We start from the raw sequence: 18,633 nt of genomic DNA, 5'->3' as shown, positions 1-18,633 counted from the left end.
GAATGTAACGAAATCGCAGCGTCTTGAAACAGTTTGTTGTGAACCGATAGACTGCTTATACCCTTGATCTGCGCATCAATGGGCATACGTTAACGCAAGGATTGCATTATGGCTGTACGTAAGAGTGCTGCATCTGAGTCGTCTGAGGTCCATGCTCAGACTGAGTCCAAGGCTCCGGCCAGGGAGACGGATGCGAAGAAAGACCGTAAAAGTAACACCGGAGAAGTGGTGTTATACGAGCAAGGACGGATGGTGTCTTACGCCCCAGAACCCCTGCCCGCCAATCGGCCGATTTATCCGAGTAATTCGGCCCTGGTTCCCTCAGAAAGCCTTCCCAATGGTCGACCGATTCTTGCCGGATCGGCGCAGGTTGCCAGTTTAGATCACCTCCCCCACCATCGCCCTGTGCTGCGCAGCCAGCTGGACATTGTGGCCATGCACGGCGATCGCCCGGTGGTGAGCTTGCATTTGCCCCTCAAGCCCTCTGACTCGCTTCCCAATAATCGCCCCATTGCGACGGCCCCGCTGTTGGAAGAGTATAACCTCATGGGATTTTTAGACTAGGGAATTGACGAACTTCTGCCAAGCCCCGATGTGGGCCTAGCGGGCGGCTAACCTCAGGGATGGAAGCGTTTTTTGCGCTGTCGCTGTCGTCGCCGAAACCGATGGCTCAGGTGATATCCCAAGCCATAGGCCAGTAGGCTTATTAAGCTCCCCATCACCAGGGAGCCCATCAAAAGCGCGCTGGCAACATCGGACCCGATGCTCATCCATTGGGTAATATCTTGTTGGGGTAAGGGCTGATGCTCAATGCCCAGGATCTGCTGGCCCACATGGTAGTTCAGGGCAAAGAGGGGAACGTAGGTGAGGGGATTACTAATCCAGGTGGCCGCCATAGCAGCCACCCGATTCCCCTTAATGGCGATCGCCAGGCAAACCCCGACAATCATTTGAAACCCAAAGATGGGAAACATCCCGGCAAAGGCTCCGGCGGCCAGTCCCCGAGCCACTGCGTCTGCCCCTCCCCGCAGACGAAGAAAGCGTAAATACCAGTAGCGGAACCGTCTTCGCCCCCGGTGCAGCAGTGCTTGCGTTGAGGCCGGTGTTCTGAGCGCTGAGGAGGATCGAAAGCAGCGTTGAAGAACGGAGCGAGGCATAGGGACCAGAGCGCCTAGATAGAGTGAATCGCAGAGGAGGCGGTGTGAAGGCCGAGGCCAACCGCCCTTGACATCAGCCCTGTGGCCCCAGGTCCACGGCAGGGTGAACCGCACCGGGTAGGCCAAACTGGAAGACGTCGCTAAAATTGGAGAAAAGTGCTTTTCCATTATAAAGAGTGTCATTGGCCTGACTCCAGTGAGGCCAACGCACCGATGGCTTGGGAGGAGGGGCAATGGGCCAACATATCACCGGCTATCTGCAGGGGCCGCAATCGGCGCAAATTTTTTATCAAGCTTGGCGACCCGCCCGATCTCCAGATGCAGTGGTGGCGATTGCCCACGGTCTGGGGGGACACAGTGGTCAGTTTCGAAGCGTGGGGGAGGCCTGGGTTAGGGAAAACCTAGCTGTTTTTTGCCATGACTTCCGAGGACATGGCCTTTCTAAGGGGCAAAGAGCCTATATTCGGTGCTGGGAAGAATATGTGTCAGATTTAGCCTTATTGCTGGGTGAAGTTTCCGCCCAATATCCCAACTCTCCTTGCTTTCTTTGGGGACATAGCCTCGGGGGTGTCATTGCGCTAGATGCGGTTCTCCAGGGAAGGCTGCCGGTGCGCGGACTGATTTTAACCGCGCCGGCGATCGGTCAAACTGGAATTCCAGCGGCGAAGCTTTGGCTGGGTCGCATCCTTTCGGCTGTTCTCCCGCGCTTTAGTTTAAATGTGGGTCTTGAGCCACGATCTTGCTCCCGAGATCCCGCCGTGGTCCAGCAGTATGAAACGGACCCCCTACACCACACGCTGGGGACCGCCCGCCTGTCTACGGAATATTTAAAGGCGGTTGAGCGCATTCACCAGCAGGCACCTCGCCTGCAAACCCCTCTCCTACTGTTGCATGGGGGAGGCGATCGCATCACCAGCCCCCGCAGTTCTCAACAGTTTTATGACCAGCTAACGGTCAGCGATCGCCTAATGATTCGCTACCCCCATGCCTTCCATGAACTGCATTTAGATATTAATCGCGCCCAGGTTTTGGCCGACATTCTAGACTGGATTCGCTCCCACTTGCTAACTCCAAAAACCGTTACATGAATCAGGGATGGACCTATGTCAACTTAGTCAAGCCAGCTGAGGCAGGGCTATCGGTGCTGGAGTTTTATACCCAACGATACCGCCATTCCTCTCGCCAGGACTGGGCGGATCGCATTGCCAGGGGACACATTACCCTCAATGATCAGCCCACCACGGCTGAGTCTCGGCTGCAAACCGGGCAGACCCTGGCCTATTGGCGATCGCCCTGGCCAGAACCGCAAGTGCCCCTCACCTTTAGCACCCTGTACGAAGATGACCTGCTCTGGGTCGTGAACAAGCCCAGCGGTTTACCGGTGCTGCCGGGGGGCGAGTTTTTAGAGCATACATTGCTCGGTCAGATCCGCCTGCGATATCCTCCTCCCCTGCCCTATCCTGTACATCGGCTGGGTCGAGGCACCTCTGGAATCGTGCTTCTGGCTCGGACTGCCGCCGCCCGATCCGAACTCTGTCGCCAGATGCGCGATCGGCACATTCAGAAAACCTATCGCGCCCTAGTCGGACCTGGACCCATTCCTGAAACCTTTCAGATCAATCAGCCCATTGGACGGCTGCCCTATCCCCAACTCGGATTTCTCTATGCAGCCACGGCCACTGGAAAGCCTGCTCAAACCCAGGGCACAGTCATAGAGCGTCGTTCCAGATCCACCCTGCTAGAGGTGAACATTCTGACGGGGCGGCCGCACCAAATTCGGATTCATCTGGCAAGTCTGGGATTTCCGCTCCTGGGTGACCCGATCTACGGGAAAGGAGGCCTGCCCAAGATTCTAAATCCCCCAACAACTCGCCTGCCCTGCGGCCCTGGAGAAACGGGTGCGAAACCCAGCGACCTAGGCTACTGGCTCCATGCCTATCAGCTGGGATTTTGCCACCCTGGCTCCCGCAAAGACCTGCATTTAACCTGTGCGCCACCCCCCATCCTGGAACAATCCTAGGTTTCGCTGGTGGCTTTTTTGCGAAGCTTTGCCAGCGATCGCAGCAGGGGCGGTGCAGCAAACCAGGCGCCCACCCCGCCTAAAATTAACACCCCAAACTGCCCGACCCATCGCAGCAGTTGCTCAAGGGGCACAATTTCGCCAGCAAAAAAGGCCAAACTCACCATCGTGGCTGACCAGAGGGCTGCGCCAACAACGTTATAAAACATAAACTTTCCGAAGGGCATCTCCACAATTCCCGCCATTGGACCGGCAAAAATTCGCAGCAGGGTGACAAAACGCCCAAAAAAGACGGCCTGGCTGGCATTATTGCGAAAGCGATCCTTAAGCTCTTCCAGACGCGTTTCCTCTACCTTAAAAAACCGGACAATTTTCAGCAGCAGCGGCCATCCCCCATAGATGCCGAGGCCATAGCCGATGGTATTGCCGATAATCGCTCCAGAACTTGCGCTCAGGATGACACCCTCCAGGTTTAAATCGCCCCGACCGGCCATAAACCCACCCACCAGGACGATGGCCTCCCCCGGAAGGGGCAACCCTAAGTTTTCCAATAAAATCCCTAAGAAAACCGCACCGTAACCGTACTGCTTGGCAAGTGTCTCCAGCATTTCTAAAGACACCCAATCAACGTGAAATCCCATTCAATTCGGCAGGGTAATTTTTACACTTCTTAAATGTTGACGCGAAATCTCACTGAATGTCAATTTTTATACTGAACTTAAGCAGATCTTAAAAAACGGGGGGGCACGATTTGCCCTGGCAAAGGCGCTGGTTCCTGGGTCATTGCCCTAGAGACCGATGGTATACTTGCGCCATTCCTGGTGAGATCCGTTGCGTAAATACTTGCTCAACTCAAAATAGAGGCTGCTATAGGGACGGCGAGGATTGGTTCGCAAAAGCAGCTGGGCTTCCTTAGGCGTCCGATTTCCCTTTTTGACATTGCAGCGCACGCAAGCCGCCACAATATTTTCCCAGGTATCTTTTCCCCCACGGGAGCGCGGCAGAACATGATCCAGGGTCAGATCATCGCCATGGTAGCCGCAGTATTGACAGGTATGCTCGTCCCGCTGGAGAACGTGGCGGCGTGTTAACGGAATTTCCGTGTAGGGCACTCGGATATATTGCCGCAGACGAATGACCGTGGGCAGGGGAAAATTAGGCGAGAGCATTTTCCCATTGTGCTCGACTTGCTCCGCTTTCTCCTTTAGTAGTAACACCACGGCTCGCTTCCAGCTCGTGATATTGAGCGGCTCGTAGGAGGCATTGAGAACCAGGACTTTCCCCATTGCAGCTATCGTTCGGGAATTTCTCAGATGCTAACACAGCTTTGAAAGGTCCGTTTTTAGAGTCAACGCTTCGTCATACACCAAGTCAGACACCAAAAGCGAGAACGCGAGGGGCGGCACCACAGTCCTGTGCTCTTGCTGCGAACAAGCCTCCCCCCAAACCCTTTTTGCAATCGGCTAGTGAACCTGACCTCGGCCCCCCCAATTGCAATGCCAACCAATTAGAAAGGGCCGGAGGATCAGTCCCCAAATCATTCCTGGGCAGACAGACGACAATTATCCCTCAAATTCGCCATCAGCCTTGGCCTTCAGGTAGGCGTCAATTGCGTCGGAGGCAATATCTGCCAGGGTTCGTCCCTGGGTGTGGGCACTCTCCTTCAGCTGCCGGAAAACATCCTCCCGCAGGTTCACCCGGTAGCGCACCCGCCCCTTGTCACTGCGCTTGGTGCGGCTCAACTGGTTGAGGGCATTAAGCATGCTCGGGTCATAATGGGCAGAAAATTCGAGCAGACCGTCTTTGCCAATGCGGTAACAGAAATCACCAAAGCTTTCGGGCCTCTTTCCTTTGATCCGAGCTTGCTTAAAATAGACAAACAGGGGTTCAAGCACCGTTTCCAGTTGGGCCGCTTCTGCCTTTTCCATAAAGGGAAAGGCCAAACGCGTTTGATTGGGACTGCCGCCTAACCACAGTTGGTAGCAGCCGGGCGTTTGCCCCACAAACCCCAGCTCCGCCATGTAGGGACGTGCGCAGCCGTTGGGACAACCGGTCATGCGCGTGACGAAATGCTCATTTTCCAACCCCACTTTTTGGAGCAAGGCCTTAATACGATCGAGTACGCTTGGAAGGACTCGCTCAGATTCAGTGATGGCTAGGCCACAGGTGGGCAGGGCCGGACAGGCCATGGCAAATCGGTTCAGGGGGTCGACATCGTCAATGGACTTCACGCCATGTCGATTCAGGAGTGCTTGCAGGCTCAGACGGTCCTGAGGCTGAATGTCGCTTAGGATAATGTCCTGGCTGCCGGTGAGGTACAGCGGCAGGCGATACTGCTCGACGATGGTTTTCAGGGCGGATTTGAGCTGGAAGTTCCCCTCATCCTTGACCCGGCCATTTTCGACGGAAATACCGAGAAAGAGCTTGCCGTCGCCCTGTTCATGCCAGCCAAGATAGTCCAGATATTCAAACTGGGGAAGGGGTTTGAAAGGCTGAATAGGCTTGCCAAAGTATTCCTCCACCTTTTGCTTGAACTTGGCAATTCCCCAGTCGTGGACGAGGTACTTCATGCGCGCATACCGTCGCTGGGTGCGATCGCCGTAGTCCCGCTGAGTGGCCACAATGGCCTTAACAACGTCGTAGATATCGTCGCGGTCAACGTAGCCTAAATGGTCCGCCACTCGCGCAAAGGTGTCTTCTTTATTGTGGGTACGCCCCATGCCCCCCCCAACGGTAATATTAAAGCCCTTGAGCTTGTCATCGGGGGTGGTAATGACAATCAAACCCAGATCTTGGGTATAGAGATCAATGGAATTATCCCCAGGCACCGTGACTGCAATCTTAAATTTACGGGGCATGTAATGCTCTCCGTAAATGGGTTCCTCGGACTGCTCAATGTTGGTGCCATGGGTGTTCTTCAGGCGAGCAGCCTTAATCTCTGGATGCTCCTCCGCAGAAATCGCCTTTTCACCATCGAGCCAGATTTCGTAATAAGCCCCGGTTTGGGGCGTGAGCAGGTCCGCAATGCGATTGGCGTAGTCTTTCGCAATCTCATAGGCAGGGCGATGGCGTAGGGGGGCTGGCGGGGTCATCACATTTCGATTGAGATCCCCACAGGCCCCAAGAGTAGATCCCATATTCCGAATAATAGCGGCCAGGGTCGCTTTGAGATTAGACTTGAGGATGCCGTGGAGCTGAAAAGCCTGGCGAGTGGTGGCTCTTAAGGTCCCGTTACCATAGGTGTCAGCAAGATGATCTAAGGTTAAGTAAAGCTCCGGCGGAATAAATCCCCCTGGGCAGCGGGTCCGCAACATCATGGAGTAGTCTTTTTCTTGACCCTTGACGCGATTGTCCCGGTTGTCCTGCTGATAGGATCCGTGGAACTTCAGGATTTGAACCGCATCCCCGCTGAAATGATGGGTCTCTAACCGTAACTCTTCTTGCAGGGGAGATCTCAAATAGTGACTGCGCTGCTTAAGACCTTCAAGCTTAGAACGGGTCGGCGAGGAACTCTTGGTGGGAAGGGAACTAACCATGTAGCGCTAAGATTTTGAATGCTGGGAGGACAAGAAACACCCCCATCCCGATCGGAATAGTGGATATTTACTCAAAATCTTAGCACCTTCCGGTGCTATTGGATCCCTCAAGGGACGCACTGACCCAAAGGCCGCTAACCCATGGGGCACTGTTCTAGCATGGAGAATCTGTTAAAAAATAACGACGAAACTGTCAGTCACGCTGAGACTTTTTCTCGTTTTCTAGATCAATCTTCCAGCATTTATTTAAGTGCTCAAGTCGATATTGATTCAAAAATCTTTTAGGGCTCAAGACAAGAGGATTTTGTGAATCAAATAAAGGTTGATTTAAGTATTTCCACAGGGGAAAATGCTGTTTGTTATGGTTAAACATGATCGCTGCAAATGACGCTTTGAATCGGAAGACGCACTATCTTTAGACTACCCAGATTTCCCGCGGGGTGGCATAGATTTAACCATCCTTCAAGATCCAGTTTGCAAAACTGCATAAATCCTGGAACTGGCCCAGAGCGCTGCGGAGAGGGCAGCCGGGTCACAGCCCGGATTCAGCTCCAGCTGGACATCGGTTCCGGAGAACCTGCCCTCCACAACGGATGGAGAAGGGCCGGCAAGACGCTGCATGGATGGAGGGGGCAGCGGAACGTGCTTGGAGAAACGGTCAAGGATTGATGAGAATCAGCCCCGCCCTTTGATACCATCAAAGTAACCCCAGTATTGACGCACCAACCCGCAACTTTTCTGGTGGACGCTCTTATTGTCCTCAACCAAGATTTCCATGTCTCTATTTGACTGGTTTGCCAACCGCGAAAAAGCAAATAATCCCCAGCCGGTTCCCCAAGAGCGCGAAATTAAGGATGGCCTGTGGACCAAGTGCGATGCCTGCGGTGCCATGACCTACACCAAGGATTTACGCGCCAATCAGATGGTTTGTCTGGAATGCCAGCATCATATGCAGGTATTTAGCGATGAGCGGATTCGTCAACTCTCAGATCCAGGGACTTGGTCAGCCCTGGATGATAATTTAATGGCCTGCGATCCCTTAGCCTTTCATGATCGCAAGGCCTATTGCGATCGCATTGTGGAATATCAGGCCAAGACCGGACTAACCGATGCGGTGCAGACCGGGTTATGCCAACTAGAGCAGGCAGATTTGGCGCTGGGGGTCATGGACTTTCGCTTTATGGGGGGCAGCATGGGGTCTGTGGTGGGAGAGCGATTGACCCGCCTGATTGAAACTGCAACGGCCCGATCATTTCCGCTCGTGATTGTCTGCGCCTCGGGGGGAGCTCGGATGCAAGAAGGCATGCTAAGCCTCATGCAGATGGCTAAAACCTCAGCCGCCCTAGAGCATCACCGGGCGAGGCGATTGCTATTTATCCCCGTCCTGACCCACCCCACCACCGGAGGCGTAACGGCTAGTTTTGCCATGCTCGGCGATATTATTCTTGCTGAACCCAAGGCCACTATTGGCTTTGCAGGACGGCGAGTCGTAGAGCAAACCCTGCGAGAGAAGCTGCCGGAAAACTTTCAAACCTCAGAGTATCTGCTTGAACATGGCTTTGTGGATGCTATTGTGCCGCGAACGCAATTAAAGATAACCCTGGGGCGCTTAATTCGCCTTCACCAGGCGGTCCTCCCGGCCTAATCAAGGAGGGTGGACTTCAAGACGTGGACTTCAAGAAAATTAACAACTTAGTAGATCAGGGGATTCTGGGCTTTTTATGGTTCCTCACCGGGCAGCAGGAGAACTGTGCTGGGCACCCCGCAGCCTGGTAAAATTGCCTCACCGCCAAGGATTGGCAGTCTGGGGACAATTACTGGTGGGGAGTTGGAGGATGTGCTTGTCATTCAATGGGCATATCTTCCCTAGGCCGTCCTCCAGGTAAAGCCGTCCCAATTTATAAGATGATCATGTTTGGGTTGAGAGCCTGATAATTGAGCAACATTGTGAAAAGGAGAACTATGCTGAAACGGTATGTTGGGCTGGTGGTGGCCGCAGCTTTCTTTGTGTTTCAACTCTTCGGTGGGAGCGCCTATGGGTTGGAGCTAGACGATGCAACTCGCACCGTGCCCCTCAATGATCAAGGGGATACAATAACCCTGACTCGGACGCAGGCAGAGGAGGGTGCTCGCCTGTTTGGGAAGGTTTGTGCCTCCTGCCATGCCCTCGGGGTGACCAAGACAAATCCAGCCTTTGACCTTTCGACAGAAACGCTATCCCTGGCAAATCCTCGTCGCGATACGGTAGAAGGCCTGGTGGATTACATGAAAGATCCCACCACCTACGACGGCGAAATTTCCATTGCCGAAATTCACCCCAGTAAAAAAAGCGCAGATATCTATCCAGCCATGCGCAACTTAACCGAAGATAATTTGTCCAATATTGCGGGACATATTTTGATTCAGCCCAAGGTGATGGGGGATAAATGGGGCGGTGGCAAGATCTATTTCTAAACGCCCAACGCTGTCCCTTAATGCTTAGGGCCCTGGCTGTCCTAATTTCGCTGTGGTTGACTGCCTGAGCCAATGATCGTTGGCCAGGCAGTTTCCTGTTTTACCTGAAACAGTCAGCCGTAATGGGCCACTGAACAGGGTTGATAAACTGGTAGGCAATGGTTCAAGGGTGAGATCTGAAGCGTTGCAATCTAGTCAAGGGTGCTTTGAATTCCGGAAGAGTAGTGCTGTGAAAAACATTGTTGCGATCGCGTTTGTTTTGGTATTTGTGATTCTGGGATTGGGTCATCCTGCCGATGCTGCTGGAGATCCCGATACCGGCATGAAAATATTTACGGCGAATTGCGCTGCCTGCCACGCGGGTGGCAATAACCTGGTGATTTCCAGCAAGAATTTGCGCAAAAAAACCTTAGAAAGCTACGGCATGTATTCAGCTGAGGCCATTCAGTACCAGATCATCCATGGGAAGAATGCCATGCCGGCCTTTGGGTCTCGGCTGTCTGGAACGGATGTGGAAAATGTGGCAGCCTACGTGCTCCAGCAAGCCGATCTGGGGTGGCCCTAAGCGGGGAGCGACAGGTTCGAGTACCCACTAGATCCTCAGTAGGTGCTGTGCCTCGCGGGTCGTTTGGGCAATGGTGGCGCTGATATCCTCAGCCGTTGGGGGCGGCAAGGTTGGCAAATGACTGCACCACAGCAGATATTCCAGATTTCCGGCAGGTCCTGAAATGGGCGAATAGGTGAGACCCTGGTATTGCCAGCCGAGGGATTGAGCCCCGTGGAGGACCTGGCAAATTGCCTGGGCGTGATCGTCGGGGTCGCGGACTACGCCGTGTTTGCCCACCCGATCTTTACCGACCTCGAATTGGGGCTTGACCAGCAAAACCATCTCCTTCGGACTGCTGAGTAATTCCCAAAACGCTGGCAGCACCTTGGTCAACGAAATAAACGAGACATCCATGACACCCAGGGTTGCCCAAGCCGCAGTGGGGCCGTAGAGAGTTGCAGGGGTCAGGTGACGCAGATTAGTCCGCTCCTTGAGGACGACGCGGGGATCTTGACGCAATTTCCAGGCCACTTGCCCATAGCCCACATCAACGCCATAAACCTGCTGGGCTCCCGCCTGGAGCAGGCAGTCCGTAAATCCTCCGGTGGAGATGCCGCCGTCTAAACAAATGCGGTTATCCACGGAAATGGGAAAGGTTTGCAGGGCCTTCAAGAGCTTTTCTGCCCCCCGAGAGACGTAGGGCGATCGCGCCTTCAGATGGATCGGCAGCTCAGGGGCCACCAAAGTTCCCGGTTTATCGATGACTTGGTGATTGACTTGAACAGCCCCGGCGCGGATATAGCGTTGGGCGGTTTGCCGAGACTCACACAGGCCTAGATCCACGATTAGCTTATCAAGACGTTGTTTTTTAGGAGACATGGGAGACGGAGGGATCTCTGGGGGCGGAGGGATCAGGGTCTTTCTATCCTAAAGGGTCGATGGCCCCACGGCTGATTTCAGCAAGACTGATTGCACTAAGATAGCTATAGCGATCGCTCCCTCGGCCTATGTAGCTAAAGACGAGAGCTGAGATTCCCTACCGCGACTCACCTCCATGCCCATCATTGAGACCGAACAACTGAGTAAGGTCTATCCTGTCTCTTTAAAAGAACCGGGCCTCAAAGGAACCCTCTCCCATTTTTTTCACCGCAAGCGCCGCTGGATTGAGGCGGTACGATCAGTGTCTTTTCAAATTGAACCTGGAGAAGTGGTGGGCTTCCTCGGACCCAACGGGGCTGGCAAAACGACCACCTTAAAGATGTTGACAGGCCTGATTCATCCTTCCCAAGGGGAAGTCAAGGTGGTAGGCCACACTCCCTTTCAGCGACGCGCTGACTTTCTTCATCAAATCACCCTGGTGATGGGTCAAAAGCAGCAGCTCTTATGGGATTTACCCGCCATGGATTCCCTGCGGATCAATGCGGCGGTCTATGGGTTAGATCACGCCACCTGGACTCATCGGGTGGCACAGCTGAGCGAAATGCTGGAAATTCAGGGGAAATTAAATCAGCCCGTACGCAAACTTTCCCTGGGGGAGCGTATGAAGGCGGAACTGCTGGCAGCCCTTCTCCATCAACCCCAGGTGCTGTTCTTGGACGAACCGACCCTGGGACTAGACGTGAATGCGCAGGTGAGCGTCCGCAATTTCCTGCGCGACTATAATCAGCGCTTTAACGCCACAATTCTCTTGACCAGCCACTATATGGCTGACATCACGGCCCTGTGCGATCGCGTGCTCCTGATTCACTGCGGAGAGCTCATCTATGATGGTGAACTCTCTGGGCTGCTCGATCGGTTTGCCCCCTATCGAGAGGTGGCCGTAGAGCTGGCCCAGCCGCAGTCTGAACAGAGGCTAGAGCGCTACGGTGAGGTGGAGGAAATCAACGGCTGTCAAGCCCGCTTGATTGTGCGACGGGAGACTCTGACGCAAACCGTATCGCAGCTGCTCGCTGACTTCAAGATTTTAGATTTAACCGTGAGCGATCCACCCATTGAAGAAATTATTGGTCGTGTTTTCCGATCTGGAGCGGTGCTGGGATGATGCAAAAAATTCGGGTTTTTCTGTCCGTGTACTATGCCTACATGGTGGAGTATCGGGCTGAACTACTGCTGTGGGTGCTGGCTAATTCTCTGCCGATTATTATGATGGGTGTCTGGATTGAGGCCGCCACAGCCACCCCCTTGACCCTTAGCCCAGTCCAGTTTGCTCGTTATTTTATCAGCGTGTTCTTGGTGCGTCAGTTTACCGTCGTTTGGGTGGCCTGGGATTTTGAGAAAGAGGTCGTGGAAGGTCGGCTCTCGCCGCGGCTGCTCCAACCCCTCGATCCAGTCTGGCACCACGTGGCGGGACATGTGGCAGAGCGATTTGCGCGGCTACCCTTCTCCGTTGCCCTCATCGGTCTGTTTTTTCTGCTTTATCCGGAAGCCGCCTGGATTCCCAGTTGGATCGATCTGTTCGGCTTTGTGCTGGTCTTAGCCTTAGCCTTTGCGCTGCGCTTTTTAATCCAATACACCTTTGCAATTTGCGCCTTTTGGACCGAGCGAGCCACCTCTATCGAGCGAGTATGGCTGCTGTTTTACACCTTTTTAGCTGGAATGGTGGCGCCCCTGGACGTGTTTCCTGAATCAGTGCGCCAGGTGGTGCAGTGGACCCCCTTTCCGAGTCTGGTTTATTTTCCGGCCAGTCTTTTAGTCGGACTGCCCGTCGCGGTGGGGCAATCCCTGGGGGTGATGCTGGGCTGGATTGCGATTTTCTGGGGGATTAATCGCTGGCTCTGGCGGCGAGGATTGCGTCAATATTCCGGCATGGGAGCCTAGGTCGTCAACATGCGGCTTACGGCGGCGGGCGGGGCAAAGGCTTTTTCTGCCGCAGGACGAGGGATTCTGGAGGCACTCAACACAAGCATCCCCCGACCCACTCCCCTCAATGCACTCAGAAAAAAGACACTCAGAAAAAATTGGCATCTCGTGCTGAGATGCCAACTCTCCATCAAAAATTAAGCCACAATCAAGGGACCCTCAATCACAAAAGGAGGGGCCACTCGTTGCGTCTAAGGAGTCTAAGGGGGGTATCAAGTTAGACGCCATTTAGGATTGATTTAAGTCTGCCAGAATATCCTGGGCGTGTGTTTCCGTATTGACACTATCGTAGACCTTGCTAATGGTGCCTGAACCGTCAATGACGTAGGTGACTCGTCTGGCATAGCCGCCACCATCCACATCGTAGGCCTTCATAATAGACTGATCGGTGTCCGCTAACAGGGGAAAGGGAAGGTTGAATTTGGAGCTAAAGGCTTGATGAGAGGCTTGATCATCCCCGCTAACGCCGAGCACGACTATGTCTTTTCCCTGGTAGAGTGCGTAGTTATCGCGGAAACTACAGGCTTCCTTGGTGCACCCAGGGGTGTCATCCTTGGGATAAAAGTAAAGAACAACCGTTTTTCCACTGAAGTTGGATAAAGAAACGCTATTCCCCTGGGTATCCTTAACGGTAAAAGCTGGAGCCGTTGTCCCAACTGATAATGTCATGCTTTGTTCTCCTGAAAATGTAAACTTATCCCCTGAATATGATAAACGCAGAGCAAACGTGACTCAGCGTTCCTTGTTGTTTCAGGGTTGAGGTTGGTGTGGAAAAAGCTAGAACCGCCACTGGGCTGCAGAAAGTTGGTAAATATGAAATCCTTTACCCGCTAGGTCAAGGTTCCACCAGTGTGGTCTATTTAGCCAAAGACCCCTTTATTAATCGAAAGGTCGCGCTGAAGCTGTTTAACGAGTCACTCCTGCGACAGGCGGTTTCTAAAAAACTCGCTCAGCGAATCTTTGCCAATGAAGCGGCTCTCGTGGGACAGTTTCAACATCCCCATATTGTGGAAGTTTACGATGCAATTCTGGACAGCAGTCAAGGATTTCTCGTAATGGAATATGTCCCAGGTGGAACCCTAGAGCCGTTTTGTGAAGTATCCCGCCTGCTGCCCATTACGCAAACGGTGGAGATCATCTTTAAGTGCGTCCGGGCCCTTGAGTATGCCTATCAGCGCGGGGTGATTCATCGAGATATTAAACCGGCTAACATCCTGCGAACCACAACGGGCGATATCAAGGTGAGCGACTTTGGATCAGCGGTTTCTGATCAGATGGAGGAAACGCAATTAAGCGGGGTTGGATCGCCAGCCTACATGGCTCCGGAGCAGCTGCGTGAGGATTTGCTGTCTCAACAGTCTGATATTTACTCTTTGGGGCTAGTTATGTATCAGCTTTTGACGGGACATTACCCCTATTCTGCGGCTTCTAACGTTGAGCTGGCCTATCAAATTTTGCATCGGGACCCTCCCCCGCCCAGTCTTTACCGGTCGGAGATTCCCACGGCAATTGATCAGCTTGTGATGCGGGCGATCGCAAAGGATCCAGCGCAGCGCTATTGCCAATGGCAGGACATGGGAGAGGCGCTCCTGGCCCTGAGCAGTCTCTCGGCTCCAGTTCCCACGATTACTGAAACCAAAAAATTTAAGGCGATTCAGGATTTATCCTTCTTTCAAAACTTTGATGAGATTCTCATCTGGGAAGTATTACGCATTACCACCTGGCATCAATATCCCCAAGGGACACGGATTATTCGCGAGGGGGATATTGGCGATTCCTTTTTTATCATTACCCAGGGAGAGGTGGAGGTGCTGCGTGGCGATCGCCTTTTGACCCAGCTGCGAGCCGGAGATTGTTTTGGCGAAATGCTCTATTTTCAGGACACCAGCGCGGTGCGGACCACCTCGGTTTGCGTGAAGTCAGATACGACGGTTATTGAGATTCAGGCCAATCGCCTCAATCGATCCTCCGATGCCTGTCAGGTGGAGTTTAATAAAGCCTTCTTAAAGATCTTGGATAAAAAAATTGCCCGACTGGTGGCGCTAGTCGCGGATGATTAAATGCCCGTACTGAGGCGACTGGGATAGGGAATGCGCTGGTGATGAAACTGAAGCCAGACCTCCACAAACACCTGCTCCAGGACCTTTAAGTCATCCCGGGTGAGGGAGGATTGACTCAGCTGCTGATCGGTCCAGCGGGCTTTGAAAATTTTATTAACCGTGCGATGAGCCAGATCAGGCTGCTGATCTTTCAAAGATCGCAGCGCCGCCTCGCAGGCGTCGGCAAGCATCACAATTCCAGTTTCTCGACTTTGGGGAATGGGGCCATCGTAGCGAAAATCCGACTCCAGAACGGTCAGATCAGGATCAAGACGCTGCTGGGCCTGGTGATAAAAGTAGGCCACCAGAATGGTGCCTTGATGCTCGGGAATAAAGGCGGTGACGGCGGAGGGCAGGCGATATTTTCGGGCCATCACCAGTCCTTCGGAAACATGCTTCTTAATGATGTCGGCACTTTGCCAGGGATCGTCGAGGGCCTCGTGGAGATTTTCGCAGCCAAACTGATTTTCAATAAAGGCTTCGGGTCGGTGCATCTTGCCAATGTCATGGTAGAGCGTGCCAGTTCGAACCAGCTCCACGTTACAGCCCAGGGCGCGGGCTCCGGCCTCTGCCAGGGTAGCCACGAACAGCGTGTGCTGAAAGGTTCCCGGCGTTTCCATCGCTAACCGCTTCAGAAGCGGACGGTTGGGGTTTGCCAGCTCCGCAAGCCGAATCGGGGTCACCAGGTCAAACAAATTTTCCAGGTAGGGGCTCATCCCCAGGGCCGCAATGCTCCAAATTAGCCCGAGGATGCCCTGACGAACTGCGGCCCCCAGCAGGCCGTATCCCAACCCGCCCAGAATGCTCAGGAAAATAAAGTAAAGAAAGCCTTGCAAAATTGCAACAATGAGTCCCAGCAGGGCTAGCTCCTCACGCGATCGCGGCTGACGGGCTAGAACGCTGCCCACAAAGCTGCCAATGGCGATCGCCAACAGCTGTGCAAAGCCTGTGTCCAAGCCCAGGGCAGTGACGGCAGCAATGAGTACAACGGTGGTCCCTCCCAGCACAGATCCGTAAAAGCTACCCACCAGAAGACCCACCGCCGGAAGGCTGGTAAATTCTAGCTGGCTGAGGCTGACCACCAATGGCGAACTGGCGCTCAGCAGAATCAAAAGCAGGTAGTCTCGATGACTCAGGGGACGATTCAGGCGGCGATGGACGCTATGGAACAGGGCGATCGCCACCAGGACCCCGGCCAAAGTAATCCCCAATCCTTCCCAATTAATGCCTCGCTGACTGAGACCGTACTGCTCCAGGGTTTGAAATTGTTTGGGCGTAATGACGGCATGCTTGCGAACAATCACCTCGTTGGGCTGCACCGTGACCTTAACCTCCTCCACCGAGGCAACCAGCTGATCGAGCTTGATTTGGGTGGTCACCGGGTCTGCTTCAAGATTGGGCTTTAACAGGGGTCCTAGAATAGATTCGCCTAAGGCCCTGACGGGAGGAGAAGTCTGGTCCAGATTCGCGTTAATGGTCTCGGTTAAGTTTTGATTGGGCCAACCAGGGGGAATCCCTTGGGTGAGAATGCGGCGCAGGGCCAGGCGAAAGCTGGGCTTGACCTTAGACCAATCCTCATTGGTGAGGTTGAGTACCCGTCGCTTGGCTTTGGGATCCAGGTAAGAGCTGGGGGTGTTGGTTGCAGTTTGATACTGACGATGGGCCTGCTGAATAGCCGTGAGGGCCGCCTCGGCGGAGAGGCGATTGGAGGTTTTGAGCCTTTGGATCTGGGTCCAGGCCTGCTCGGACAGAAGCAGCGTTGGAGGCTGACTGCTCGGTAGCGTGGTCCGACGGAGCAGATCGACGAGAGATTGGAGATCTCGAGAGCTCATTGCCCGCAGCTCTGTCTGTACCGCCAGGGAAAGCTGACCGGTCGGCCAGTAAGGTAAGGGCCCCCCCAGCTGTCGCAAGGTAGAAGCTTCGGTGAGCACATCGGTCAGCTGAGTCTGAATGCTCTGGGTGGTACCGGGTTTTTCGCGGTACTGCACCGCAGCCGTACGACGAACCTGCTCGCGCTTTAGGTCCGTTTGAATTTGGTCAACAAAGGTTTTCCTTTGGGGCGCTCGAATGGTGGTGGGTGCCCGAGTGCCGGTTACCAGCTTGGGTTCATCGTAAAATTTGCTGCCAAAAACACTGGTCAGGGCAATGACCGCAAGACTCAGAATTACTGGCACATACCTTTTAGCACTGCGACGGGTAATGTGCAGATTGGGTCGAATGGTCAAAGAAATCAGCCAGTCTCGCCAGGCTTGCGGCGAAGGAAGATGAAGACGCTTCATTGGGCGATCGCCGACGAATTCAGCGCCTAGAGGAATGGAACTTGAGAGAGTCGAGGGTTACGAAGGCTCATGGGGCTACGGATAAAAAGAGTGATTGACCTTGAACAATATTATAATCGACAGGTTTTGCAGCTAGAACTCACGCCTTGGGGCAGTCTGGGTGGGTTTTTACCCCCTTCATTACAGCGTGGCCCCAGAGGGTCAACTAAAACCAGTCCTGTAGCGAGAGCTGGAGATCGCGGGGCCGCAACTGGCCGGGTGCCGTAATGACCGGTTCCAGGGGCTGGGGGTCCGACGGCGTTTGGCCATGGCCGGCCCAACGGTAGAACAGATAATCGGCGCTGCGACAAAGCTGATCCAGCGGGGAGTCCGCAAGCGGAGGTTGCGGCAGTGCCGATAGCCGAATTTGAGCCAGGAATGGACTGTGGACCAGGCATGGAATGTGGGCCTGACCCACCGAGACACCGGCCAGGGCCCCAGTCAAGAGGGGAACCAGGGGCTGGGCACCAACGGTGCAGGATCGCGCCAGAGCCTGGCTAAACAGATGGGGACTGCTGATCCAGCAGTAGCAGGCTAGAGCGATCGCCCGGTCCAAATCCTCTAGGCCTTGGGCCTGATGGATGAGGGTCTCAGCCGTGCGCAGGTCCGTACGCTGGGTGAGACCTTGGAGAACCGTTTGAAACAGGGTCTTTGCAGGGGGCGACTCCTTAGGCAGTATCGGGGAGAGGAGATCTGCAGGGGAGATCGATTGCCCCAAAAGACGCCGAGAGAGCAGGTAGCTGAAGCGCTGGAGTCCAGATGCACTCACAGAGTAAGCTGCTGCAATCTGCTGAATCCGCTGCTGGCGCCAGACTGGACAATCATGCGTGATCAAGGTCCAGAGGCAAGTTTGTATGACTGGCCACCGTAAATCCTGCCTGGACGGCAGGGATTCATCCCCCTGTGGAAAACCTTGGCAATCCCAAAACTCATAGGCGAGCAGATGGGCCAGGATCTGCAAACTGGCAACGTTCCCGGTTCCAGCGGCCCCAATTCCAGAGGCCCCAATTCCAGAGGCCCCAATTCCAGAAGCCAGGCTCTCCGCGATCGCAGCACCCATTAAAAGTCCACGAAATCTCTGCTGGAGGAGCGGCTGCATCATGGCCTCCCCTTTCTGGTGTTGGGGGATAGACCCGACCCCAGAGACAACCGTTGCCAGTCAAGCTGGCGAGTCGTGTCCTGGTAAGTCCAGCGCAGTAGGCTTGATAGCGGCGTGCCAATGGCCAGGCCCGCCAACCCCATTGCTCGCCGAGGGGCAACCACGGCCAGGGCAATGGCCTGCTCTGGGGTACAGCAGCCCCACTTTACCAGATTGCTCACGCCCGCTAGCAGGGGTCGGGTTGTGCCAGAAAGGGTCCCGTCCGGTAATCGTGCAGTTCCCTGATGGACCTGAATCTGGCGAGTGTCCCAGGGGTAAAGGCCATCGGGTAAGCCTAAAGGAGCCAAAGCATCGCTGACGAGGAAGAGCTGGTGGGGCTGAATGCTCAGCAACAGCTGCAGCATTCGGGGCGCCACATGCTGCCCGTCAGCAATCACCCCACACCAGACTCGCTGATCCAGCAAGGCGGTGGCCAGCAGACCCGGTTCGCGGTGGTGGAGCGGGGGCATGGCGTTGCAGGCGTGGGTAACCATGGTTGCGCCCT

The 18,633-nt window shown here is 54.4% G+C and carries 17 protein-coding genes and 1 pseudogene; 9 read left to right on the top strand and 9 right to left on the bottom strand.

Features of this window, described 5'->3' with window-relative positions; all coding sequences use genetic code 11:
* Window positions 1–108 precede the first annotated feature (108 nt).
* Window positions 109–564 (top strand): hypothetical protein, encoded by a 456-nt coding sequence (locus QQ91_RS10175; RefSeq protein WP_236096155.1) that lies wholly within the window; start codon window positions 109–111, stop codon window positions 562–564.
* A gap of 53 nt (window positions 565–617) precedes the next feature.
* Here QQ91_RS10175 and QQ91_RS10170 read toward each other — a convergent pair whose 3' ends face one another.
* A complete protein-coding gene (locus QQ91_RS10170; protein WP_250833325.1) occupies window positions 618–1,340 on the bottom strand; it encodes a DUF2062 domain-containing protein in 723 nt (240 codons plus the stop codon).
* Between the two features lie 50 nt (window positions 1,341–1,390).
* Here QQ91_RS10170 and QQ91_RS10165 point away from each other — a divergent pair, with 50 nt between their 5' ends.
* Complete coding sequence (locus QQ91_RS10165) at window positions 1,391–2,245, top strand: alpha/beta hydrolase (protein WP_166282072.1); 855 nt, start codon at window positions 1,391–1,393, stop codon at window positions 2,243–2,245.
* Window positions 2,242–3,177 carry an RluA family pseudouridine synthase gene (locus QQ91_RS10160; protein ID WP_166282070.1) on the top strand — a complete coding sequence of 312 codons (936 nt, stop codon included), beginning with the start codon at window positions 2,242–2,244 and terminating at the stop codon, window positions 3,175–3,177. The genes QQ91_RS10165 and QQ91_RS10160 overlap by 4 nt, the downstream gene beginning before the upstream one ends.
* Here the strand turns inward: QQ91_RS10160 and QQ91_RS10155 are convergent.
* The 3 genes from QQ91_RS10155 to sir form a co-directional block, all read right to left on the bottom strand.
* On the bottom strand, window positions 3,174–3,785 hold the full coding sequence (locus QQ91_RS10155; RefSeq protein WP_250833324.1) for a DedA family protein: 612 nt from the start codon (window positions 3,783–3,785) through the stop codon (window positions 3,174–3,176). The two genes, QQ91_RS10160 and QQ91_RS10155, sit on opposite strands and share 4 nt — an antisense overlap.
* 180 nt (window positions 3,786–3,965) lie before the next feature.
* Complete coding sequence (locus QQ91_RS10150; protein WP_166282066.1) at window positions 3,966–4,463, bottom strand: HNH endonuclease; 498 nt, start codon at window positions 4,461–4,463, stop codon at window positions 3,966–3,968.
* A 276-nt stretch (window positions 4,464–4,739) separates the two neighbouring features.
* Complete coding sequence (gene sir, locus QQ91_RS10145; RefSeq protein ID WP_166282064.1) at window positions 4,740–6,713, bottom strand: sulfite reductase, ferredoxin dependent; 1,974 nt, start codon at window positions 6,711–6,713, stop codon at window positions 4,740–4,742.
* A 775-nt stretch (window positions 6,714–7,488) separates the two neighbouring features.
* Between sir and accD the strand changes: the two genes are divergently transcribed.
* The 3 genes from accD (at window position 7,489) to petJ (ending at window position 9,732) form a co-directional block, all read left to right on the top strand.
* Complete coding sequence (accD, locus tag QQ91_RS10140) at window positions 7,489–8,358, top strand: acetyl-CoA carboxylase, carboxyltransferase subunit beta (protein WP_166282060.1); 870 nt, start codon at window positions 7,489–7,491, stop codon at window positions 8,356–8,358.
* Between the two features lie 317 nt (window positions 8,359–8,675).
* The gene (gene psbV / locus QQ91_RS10135; protein WP_166282058.1) at window positions 8,676–9,167 is read left to right on the top strand and encodes a photosystem II cytochrome c-550; all 492 of its coding nucleotides are present in this window, start codon (window positions 8,676–8,678) and stop codon (window positions 9,165–9,167) included.
* 229 nt (window positions 9,168–9,396) lie between these two features.
* Window positions 9,397–9,732 (top strand): cytochrome c6 PetJ, encoded by a 336-nt coding sequence (petJ, locus tag QQ91_RS10130; protein WP_166282056.1) that lies wholly within the window; start codon window positions 9,397–9,399, stop codon window positions 9,730–9,732.
* Window positions 9,733–9,759: 27 nt separating this feature from the next.
* On the opposite strand, the gene QQ91_RS10125 is transcribed toward petJ, so the two are convergent.
* A complete protein-coding gene (locus tag QQ91_RS10125; protein ID WP_166282054.1) occupies window positions 9,760–10,593 on the bottom strand; it encodes a TlyA family RNA methyltransferase in 834 nt (277 codons plus the stop codon).
* A 175-nt stretch (window positions 10,594–10,768) separates the two neighbouring features.
* Here QQ91_RS10125 and QQ91_RS10120 point away from each other — a divergent pair, with 175 nt between their 5' ends.
* A complete protein-coding gene (locus QQ91_RS10120; protein WP_166282052.1) occupies window positions 10,769–11,755 on the top strand; it encodes an ABC transporter ATP-binding protein in 987 nt (328 codons plus the stop codon).
* Window positions 11,752–12,531: an ABC transporter permease gene (locus QQ91_RS10115; RefSeq protein ID WP_250833323.1), complete on the top strand. Its 780-nt coding sequence runs from the start codon at window positions 11,752–11,754 to the stop codon at window positions 12,529–12,531. Before QQ91_RS10120 ends, QQ91_RS10115 begins: the two co-directional genes overlap by 4 nt.
* 270 nt (window positions 12,532–12,801) lie before the next feature.
* On the opposite strand, the gene QQ91_RS10110 is transcribed toward QQ91_RS10115, so the two are convergent.
* A complete protein-coding gene (locus QQ91_RS10110) occupies window positions 12,802–13,242 on the bottom strand; it encodes a peroxiredoxin (protein ID WP_166282050.1) in 441 nt (146 codons plus the stop codon).
* Between the two features lie 98 nt (window positions 13,243–13,340).
* Here QQ91_RS10110 and QQ91_RS10105 point away from each other — a divergent pair, with 98 nt between their 5' ends.
* Window positions 13,341–14,633, top strand: coding sequence for a serine/threonine-protein kinase (locus QQ91_RS10105; protein ID WP_166282048.1), 1,293 nt, complete (start codon window positions 13,341–13,343; stop codon window positions 14,631–14,633).
* Here QQ91_RS10105 and QQ91_RS10100 read toward each other — a convergent pair.
* The 3 genes and pseudogenes from QQ91_RS10100 to QQ91_RS10090 all read right to left on the bottom strand — a co-directional run.
* Complete coding sequence (locus tag QQ91_RS10100) at window positions 14,630–16,951, bottom strand: HD family phosphohydrolase (protein ID WP_201277416.1); 2,322 nt, start codon at window positions 16,949–16,951, stop codon at window positions 14,630–14,632. The two genes, QQ91_RS10105 and QQ91_RS10100, sit on opposite strands and share 4 nt — an antisense overlap.
* A 205-nt stretch (window positions 16,952–17,156) precedes the next feature.
* Window positions 17,157–18,092, bottom strand: a complete 936-nt coding sequence (locus QQ91_RS10095; RefSeq protein WP_166282047.1) for a hypothetical protein — start codon at window positions 18,090–18,092, stop codon at window positions 17,157–17,159.
* Window positions 18,089–18,633 (bottom strand): annotated as a pseudogene (locus QQ91_RS10090) (N-acetylglucosamine-6-phosphate deacetylase); the annotation flags it as partial. The gene QQ91_RS10095 and the pseudogene QQ91_RS10090, both read right to left, overlap by 4 nt.

Origin of the sequence: Lyngbya confervoides BDU141951 (assembly GCF_000817775.3) — a bacterium.
Classification (GTDB): Bacteria; Cyanobacteriota; Cyanobacteriia; order Thermosynechococcales; family Thermosynechococcaceae; genus Lyngbya; species Lyngbya confervoides.
Note: the sequence above shows the minus strand (reverse complement) of the source record. Positions and strands in the feature narration are given on the sequence as shown.